Here is a 7824-nt window from a genome sequence, read left to right as displayed (position 1 = left end):
TAAAAACTGAACCTTGACAACAGATAGTAGGGGGTTTTGTTCAGAAAAGAATTCAAATTCGGCCTTGAACGAGTAAAACTTTCTAGGAAATAAGGTTGAACATTAGATTTTTTCGACTTGTTCAAAGTGGCCGGAGGGCATTCGGACACTCAAAACGGACGGGTCGAAAGAGTCAGACTTAAGCAATTAAGCGTTTTTCGGTGAAGCGTCAACCCCGTTCAGCGACCACCCTAAAAAAGTGGCGTGGTGAGGAATCGCCGTCCGTTTTACGGCGGCGAGGATGTCAAAATAATCTCTTGATCCTCAATCCCATCGGCAGGAATTTCCTGACTGCCAAGTTGTTGAAACTCCCCTAGTAACTGAAAAAAACGCTCAAATCCCTGCTTTTCATCGGGGCAATAGAGCAGGATAATTTTAGCCCAAGCATTAGATGTATGAAGATTGTATTTGTTTTCAACAAACTGATGAAACTCTTGATAGAATCTGATTTCTTCGGCTGTCGGTTCAATTCCTAACTCCCGTCTAGCAGTTTTATAACCCACTAAAAACATAAACAAATCCGACAGGGAAGGACGACCAATATACAGTCCAGGTCTAGCTTTAATCTTAGACAAAATCTCAAATAATCCGCCTTTTACTTCCATCTTTACCCTTCTCCTGCTTCAGTAATTATAAACTCTTCACTTTGGCAATGAAAATCTTTCAGCCAATCATCTCGTGTCATCCCTTGAGGAGACAGATTATCAAATACTCTTCCCCTTACTTCTACCCCATAATGTTTTCCATTGATCGTAATTGATTGATCATTCCCTATGCGATCGCTAATGATATAATCTTCGTCATGATAGCGCGTTTTCAGTTCGATCACTTTCCCCTCAATTTCGTTGTCTGTTAGCCACTGCATTACTGCTCTAGCACATTCATAACATTGATAAAGCTGGAATTGACTGACAATATTGCCAATTTCTTGATCAATTTGGGAATCGGTTAACTTAACCACTCTCTCACTCCAAAATGAAAGCTGGTATCCCTAGTCTATCAGCTGGTTAGTGCGAGGGAATCTTCCCCTGTCAATCCCTAAGCTAGGAAGAAGAATATAAAGAATTTATTAAATTGTAGCTTTTAATACAGTTGTGGGGGGGGAGTGTGTATGCTTCTGCTATCTCCCTTTGGCGTTGGGTTGGGCTGTTGCTTGATCTGGATGTGGGGGGGGCGATCGTACTTGATTTTTGAGGAGCTATCACATGATGTTCAAAAAGATTACCTTTCCATTCCTAATATTCAGTAGTTTGCTAATGATAGGCATCAATAACCCTGTCAAGGCTGCTGTTATAGGTGCGAGTGAAGGAAGCGGTCCTTCAACAGAGACAGAGTATGATTCAGTTACAACTCCTAACCAAGAGACAGGGTGGTTTATCGGTTCTGAAGCGACCCCACAAGAAGTAGCTTTCGATCCTACCAAAGGCTCTTGGAGTAAGAAGTTAAATATTACCGTGACTGGTGTGAGAGATTTCTTTCTTGAAGAATACTTAACTGTAGTAGGAAAACCTTGGGTTGATTGGCACGAAAGAATAACAATAATTTCATGGCTGTGGACTGATGCACAGTTCAAAGTAAAAAGACCAGGTGACGTTGATTTCATAGATGCTCCAGGATTGGATTTTCTAATTGTGGACAATCAGGTAGATTTTAAATTCGATCCACTTCCCCATGGAACCATCGTAAACATCATCAAAAAGCTCCGATACACTGGAACTGGCGATTCGGGTGTTTTTATCAGAGTACGTGAATACCCCACAGTAGTTCCCGAACCTACCTCCACCCTCAGCCTCCTCGCCCTCGGCACTCTCGGCGCAGCTTCAACCCTCAAACGCAAACTAAAACCCTCCAAATCTACCGAAAAAGAAACCACAAAAGTAGGCTAAATTGCTTCTAAAAATACCATGAATGCCCCTTCATTTAGTCAGTTGAGGGGGTATTTTTGGCATAACTCTCTCAATTCCCATGATTTTAAGGAGGATGGTTTATCTTGCAAGCCGAGAGCTGCTACAATCTAAGATGACTGGTTATAGATGCTTTCAAGATGACTAAAACAGCAGAAACCCTCAAAATAGAACTTGCTCAACTTTCTGTGCAAGATCGCGCTGAACTAGCTTACTTTCTCATCCATTCCTTAGATGAAGGTGTAGATGACAATGTTTTAGATGCTTGGGATAGAGAATTAACTCAAAGGTTAGCCGAAATTTATGCTGGAACAGCCAAGGGTGAACCATCGGATAAAGTATTATTGGAATTACGAGAGAAATATTCGTGAAACCTGTTATTATTCACAGTGAAGCAAGACGAGAACTTGACAATGCTATTCAATATTATGAGAAGCAAAAGATAGGATTAGGGCTAGATTTACTATCTGAAATTGAACAAGCTCTCGAAAAAATTAAAATTAACCCTAATCTGAGAACAGCCCATACTATCGAAGGGGTGCGCCGTTATCTCATTCGCCGTTTTCCTTACATCATCTTTTATGTAGAATTTGAAGCATTTATCTGGGTAGTTGCGATCGCACATGGAAAACGTAAACCTGATTACTGGAAAAAGCGAAATTTAGAATAATCGAGATACTCAAACCTAAACTAAAACCCTCCCAATCCACCGAAAAAGAAACCACAAAATTAGGCTAAATTGCTTCTAAAAATACCATAAATGCCCCCTTCATTCAGTCAGTTGAGGGGGTATTTATATCATATTTTTATGTTATCTTGAGGGTATTTATACCGCTTTGCGGAAGGCAAAAGTCTTATACCATAAGCCTTTCATGTTCCTAATTTTTACAATCCAAATCAATCATTAATGTTACCAGTGTAAAATAATTAAAAAATAAGTCCACATCCCTATAACTTTGATAACTTTACTCTTCTGGAATAAACTGATCAACCAAAGGATGCTGACAGAACAAATTAAACCTTTAGCCAAGCAAAAATATCCACTGCTGATATTGACCAACGTTCTAAACCTTTAATCACTGCTAAAGGCTCATTATTTCCTTCAGTTGCAATATGTACTTTCGGTAATCCTGTTTGAAAAACGGTGACTGACTTTGCTGAAGGATCAATCAACCAACCTAATTCTGTTCCTTGTTGTAAACAGAAAATAATCTTTTCCATCACTAAGGTAACAGATTGTTCAGGAGACATAATTTCAATAATCCAATCGGGATAACGTAAAAATTGATCGGCCATTTCTCCATCTAGATCTCTTGGCAAATTCTCCCAACGAATCACCGCAATATCTGGCACAATTGAACGTTCTGCAAAAGTACAACGCAATTCAGGTAGAGCATAAGCTAATTTTTGAGGTTTAGTCTGTTGATTAATGGCAGAGGCTAACTCAAATTGTAAGATGCTGTGTTTTCCTTTGGGCATAGGTTTTTGAGTGACAATTCCATGATAATATTCCCTAGCAGGCTTAGTTTCTGGAAGGGCAAGAAATACTTCGAGGGAAAGGGCTTGTTTATCTTCTATTGTGGCAAACATTAATTGATTTCTCCGCTCTTGAGTTGTTTTATATTATGAGCTCCTGACTCCTGACTCTCAGGTAATTTTTTGATTTTTACAATAGGTCCAATCTAAAAATACGGGTTTTTCTTTAAGCTCTAGCACAAAAAATTTGATTAGCAGTGAGGTTTAACTCTGGAAAAATCCCTGAAATAAGACGTTGATCCTGTTTAAATAAATTACCTTGATATTCTCCATCGATTAATTGATAGATAGAAATGGTGGGTTCTTTGGGGCTGCCGATATATCGGGCTGAACCTTTGGCTAAATAATCGATAATCCAATATTCGGCAATTCCTAATTGTTCGTAGTCGTCGAATTTTTTCAGATAATCATCTCGCCAATTGGAACTGACAATTTCAATAATTAATTTAGCTGATGTTGCCAGAGAAATTGAGGAAGCGGTTTCCCAATAGGGATCATTAACTAGATTTTCTCTGTCTAAGACAATAATATCGGGTAGATAACCTGTATGGGGGCGAAGGGGTTTTACTGCCGCAGTATTGGGGATAAAATAGGGCAATTGCTGCCGATTTATCTCTAAGAATAGGGTTCCAGAAACAAATCCGCCAATTTCTTCGTGTTTTCCGATCGGTCGCATCATGGGCAATAATTTTCCTGCGATTAATTCGTATTGTTGTCCATCATCGGGATATTGATTAATATAGTCATCAAAAGTCAACAATTGGGGGATAGTTTGGGTTGTGGTCATGGCAGTTAGGGGGAATAAGAGAGATGATTTTTCTAGATTCTAACTCGATTAACGACGTTGCCACCAAGTCAATCCAGCTAGGGTAAATCCTACTAAAGGCATCACTACCATCGCTATCCAAAAAATAGCGTTAGCTTGCAGGGGATTTAAATTAATTCTTCTATTTTCTGGTTCCTTGGCCCGGATAGATAAGGTGGCTGTTTCACCACTGGCTAACCACTGCACAGAATTTAAAAATATATCTCCGTTTAACTGTTGTTCAAACAGTCCATCGCTGGCAAAGCTGGCATTACCAATCACGATTAATTTACCTTTTTTTCCCGTCAGGGCAACTCCTAGATCAAAGGGACCAGCTAAATCTTTTTCAGGGTTAAACTGGAGATTCTGATCATTTAAATCACTCTCAGCCCACATTTTATCATTAGTAATCATTAAAGATACGGCTTCAATTCCTTCGACGGGAACGGTAGCGATGGGACGAGCAAAGGGAAAGATAGAAATACCGTTAGCAAAATCGCGAGTAATGGGATGATTGCCGTAATTGGTAATAATGGGACTAGCCGGTCCTAGTCCGATGATTTCCCCGGCACCGGAAGCATCAATAATAATCCGATTATCCAGTTTCACACCCCAGGCGGTTAATAAGGGTTCTAATCCGGTTTCGGTTTGAGGGTCAATCATTAATAAAATTTTGCCCCCTTGCTCAAGATAGTTTTTTAACGCGGTGACTTCCTGGGGAAATATTTTTCTTTTGGGACTGGCAATAATAATGACATCGGCATTATTGGGAATGGTGGAACGTTCCACTAGATTAAGTGGTTCTACTTGATAACCTTTTGCTTCTAAACTATTGACTGCTTGCACTAATCCACCTTGAGGTTCTTTGATGGCATTTTCTCCATGACCTTGCAGAAAATAAGCGGTTAAAGTGCGATTAGTTTTAGCGGTTTCGATGGCGTTACTTAGTTTTGCTTCGGTGATATTTTCCTGTTCACTAATAGTTTTTAGGGGTTGTTTTTTTTCACCATACTGTAGATAGACTCTGGACAGATTATCATCGGCTAGTTTTTTAAATTCTTGGACAATATTGGGTTTTTTCTCCGGGTTAACTATCTCGTACTGAAATTGGGGATTTTTGCGTTGATAATTGGCTAAAAGTTCCTGTTCGTTGGCACTGATTCCCCGGGTTGAAAAAATCCAGACTTTGACGGGTTTTGACAGATTGGTTAATAGTCTTTCGGTTTGGGGGGATAAACTAAAGATTTGGTTTTCGGTTAAATCAACTCGATAGGGATAACGGAGGGCAAGAAAGTTAATTAAACCGATAACACCGAGGACAATAATAGTAGTTATGAGGGTTTGAGTACCGGTGCGGGTACTTCTTTTTTGCCAAAAGTCTTTGGAAGTGATTACTAATAACCACAGCCACCCTAGAAACAGAATAGCCCCGGCAATTAATAACCCCAGAGAGAGGGATGACCATTGACCGGAGATTAACCCCACGGTTAGGCCGGCACTACCCAGAAATAGGGCGGGTATATAGAGAAATTTACTGTATTTTTGCCAGTATCTCATAGTTAGTTTCTTTGATAACGGTCCGCTTCGATCGCTTGAGTAGTTAGGAAGATTCCCAGCAGAATATAACTGAGGAGGATGACTAAACTACTACTGTCAAAAATTCCCCGCACGAAATTGTTAAAGGGTTGATACCAAGATAGATGGGATAGTAATTCTTTCAGGAAAAATCCGATCTGTTCTCCCACTTCTCCTCCGATGCGATCTCGAAAGAAGGTTTCGGCATTGTTAGCAATTACATCCAGTATCCAGATAAATAAGATGGTGATAAAGGTGATGATGTAAGCCAGGATAGAACTATTGGTAAGGGAAGAAATAAACATCCCGATGGCTAGGATGGCCGCTGCCAGTAAAATTAATCCTAGATGAGCCATTAAAATACTGGCTATATTCACCGGGGGAACTGCGCTACTAAAAACTACTATTTCGTAAATCCAGAGGGGGGTAATCATCACGGTAAAAAAGGCCAGCACTCCCAATAATTTACCGATGGCTATACTCCAATTGGTCAGGGGGGAAGTGGCTAAAAGTTCTAGGGTTCCCTGTTTTTTTTCCTCTGCGTATAATCCCATAGACAGGGCTGGCAAAATTACCAACAATAAAGAGGATAAAATAATGCCGATGAAAGTGGTCATAAATTCAGATACCACATCTCTGGCTACCAGAAATCCCGATTGTTCCTGGATACTAATATCGAGAATAATTCCGTAGAGAAGGGAGTTAAAGAAAAATCCTGCTACTAACCAAAATATGCCCATAATTATATAGGCATTGGCGGCGGTAAAATAGCTTTGAAATTCCTTGCGAAAAATCGCCCAGATATTATTGATCATGCCTCTCCTCTTGCTGGTTACTTTCCCCGCTGCCGATTACTTCCAGAAATATATCTTCTAGGGTTTTACGGGTGCGACGCATTTCTAATAAGTTATAACCATTGTTGACAACTATTCTAGCAAGTTCTGCCCCTAGGTTTGTCCCCGCTTGACCAACAATTTTGAGCAGGTTATCGCCGACTTTTGCTGCTTGTTCGACTTGGGGTATTTGTTGCAGGATTTCTAGCAGGGAATCCCTATCACCTTCGATCTCAATTTCATAACTGGAACCGGCAGGGGTAGCGGTAGTAATATTATTGGCCACGATGCGACCCCGATTAATAATTGTCGCTCGATCGCAGGTAATACTCACTTCTGGCAAAATATGAGTGGAGAGAATAATTGTATGTTCTCCCGCTAAACTTTTAATCAGATTTCTCACCTCGATAATCTGTTTCGGATCCAATCCTACTGTCGGTTCATCTAAAATAATTACCGGTGGATCGTGTACGATCGCTTGGGCAATTCCCACACGCTGTTTATAACCTTTGGATAACTTGCGGATAATAACTTTTCTTTTTTCTAGTAACTGACATTTGCCTAACACTAAATCTACCCGCGCTTTTCTATCCCCCGATGAGATGCCTTTAATCCGTGCCACAAAATCAAGAAAACCTTCCACGGTCATCTCTGGATACAAGGGGGGATTTTCGGGAAGATAACCAATGCGACGACGCACTTCTAAGGATTGTTGATGCACATCGTATCCTGCTATCCTTGCTGTTCCCGTTGTGGCAGGAATATAACCAGATAAAATCCTCATAGTCGTGGTTTTTCCCGCTCCATTTGGTCCCAAAAAACCGAGAATTTCTCCTTTTTCTACGGTAAAATCCACGTCACTGATTGCCGTGGTAGAACCATAAATTTTACTCAGATGTTCGACTTCAATCATAAGCTTTATCAGTTATCAGTTATCAGTTATCAGTTATCAGTTACCAGTTACCAGTTATCAGATAGGAGTTTTCAGTCTGTTAAGTGACAAGTTCGGAGCTTTCTTTTAACTCGACGGAATCTAAAACCTAATTTGTTAAGCTAGAAGATTTTATGGACTTAGTTTCTAACCTTCTTTTTGGGTAGGAGAATTGCCAGATTCTTTCTTTTGCCTCTTGCC

10 protein-coding genes are annotated in these 7824 nt (G+C 40.2%); 3 read left to right on the top strand and 7 right to left on the bottom strand.

Annotated features, from left to right (window positions below; all coding sequences use genetic code 11):
- Positions 1–266 precede the first annotated feature (266 nt).
- Together O9295_RS06250 and O9295_RS06245 are read right to left on the bottom strand one after the other, a co-directional pair.
- Positions 267–644, bottom strand: a complete 378-nt coding sequence (locus O9295_RS06250) for a hypothetical protein (protein WP_002798425.1) — start codon at positions 642–644, stop codon at positions 267–269.
- 2 nt (positions 645–646) lie between these two features.
- On the bottom strand, positions 647–1000 hold the full coding sequence (locus tag O9295_RS06245) for a papain fold toxin domain-containing protein (RefSeq protein WP_002798426.1): 354 nt from the start codon (positions 998–1000) through the stop codon (positions 647–649).
- Between the two features lie 244 nt (positions 1001–1244).
- Between O9295_RS06245 and O9295_RS06240 the strand changes: the two genes are divergently transcribed.
- From O9295_RS06240 to O9295_RS06230, 3 genes are all read left to right on the top strand, one after another.
- The gene (locus O9295_RS06240) at positions 1245–1925 is read left to right on the top strand and encodes a PEP-CTERM sorting domain-containing protein (RefSeq protein WP_288032372.1); all 681 of its coding nucleotides are present in this window, start codon (positions 1245–1247) and stop codon (positions 1923–1925) included.
- A 158-nt stretch (positions 1926–2083) separates the two neighbouring features.
- Positions 2084–2314 (top strand): addiction module protein, encoded by a 231-nt coding sequence (locus O9295_RS06235; protein ID WP_147068726.1) that lies wholly within the window; start codon positions 2084–2086, stop codon positions 2312–2314.
- On the top strand, positions 2311–2613 hold the full coding sequence (locus O9295_RS06230; protein WP_288032370.1) for a type II toxin-antitoxin system RelE/ParE family toxin: 303 nt from the start codon (positions 2311–2313) through the stop codon (positions 2611–2613). The genes O9295_RS06235 and O9295_RS06230 overlap by 4 nt, the downstream gene beginning before the upstream one ends.
- Before the next feature lie 344 nt (positions 2614–2957).
- Here O9295_RS06230 and O9295_RS06225 read toward each other — a convergent pair whose 3' ends face one another.
- The 5 genes from O9295_RS06225 to O9295_RS06205 all read right to left on the bottom strand — a co-directional run bounded on the left by O9295_RS06225 (position 2958) and on the right by O9295_RS06205 (position 7605).
- Positions 2958–3533, bottom strand: a complete 576-nt coding sequence (locus tag O9295_RS06225) for a Uma2 family endonuclease (RefSeq protein WP_150978141.1) — start codon at positions 3531–3533, stop codon at positions 2958–2960.
- A gap of 112 nt (positions 3534–3645) precedes the next feature.
- Positions 3646–4266 carry a Uma2 family endonuclease gene (locus tag O9295_RS06220; RefSeq protein ID WP_288032369.1) on the bottom strand — a complete coding sequence of 207 codons (621 nt, stop codon included), beginning with the start codon at positions 4264–4266 and terminating at the stop codon, positions 3646–3648.
- Between the two features lie 48 nt (positions 4267–4314).
- Positions 4315–5841, bottom strand: coding sequence for a GldG family protein (locus tag O9295_RS06215; RefSeq protein ID WP_288032368.1), 1527 nt, complete (start codon positions 5839–5841; stop codon positions 4315–4317).
- Between the two features lie 2 nt (positions 5842–5843).
- A complete protein-coding gene (locus O9295_RS06210) occupies positions 5844–6674 on the bottom strand; it encodes an ABC transporter permease (protein WP_288032366.1) in 831 nt (276 codons plus the stop codon).
- Positions 6664–7605 (bottom strand): ABC transporter ATP-binding protein, encoded by a 942-nt coding sequence (locus tag O9295_RS06205; protein ID WP_288032364.1) that lies wholly within the window; start codon positions 7603–7605, stop codon positions 6664–6666. Before O9295_RS06205 ends, O9295_RS06210 begins: the two co-directional genes overlap by 11 nt.
- Positions 7606–7824 lie beyond the last annotated feature (219 nt).

The sequence above is a fragment of the Microcystis sp. LE18-22.4A genome, assembly GCF_027531105.1.
Taxonomy (GTDB): domain Bacteria; phylum Cyanobacteriota; class Cyanobacteriia; order Cyanobacteriales; family Microcystaceae; genus Microcystis; species Microcystis aeruginosa.
Note: the sequence above shows the minus strand (reverse complement) of the source record. Positions and strands in the feature narration are given on the sequence as shown.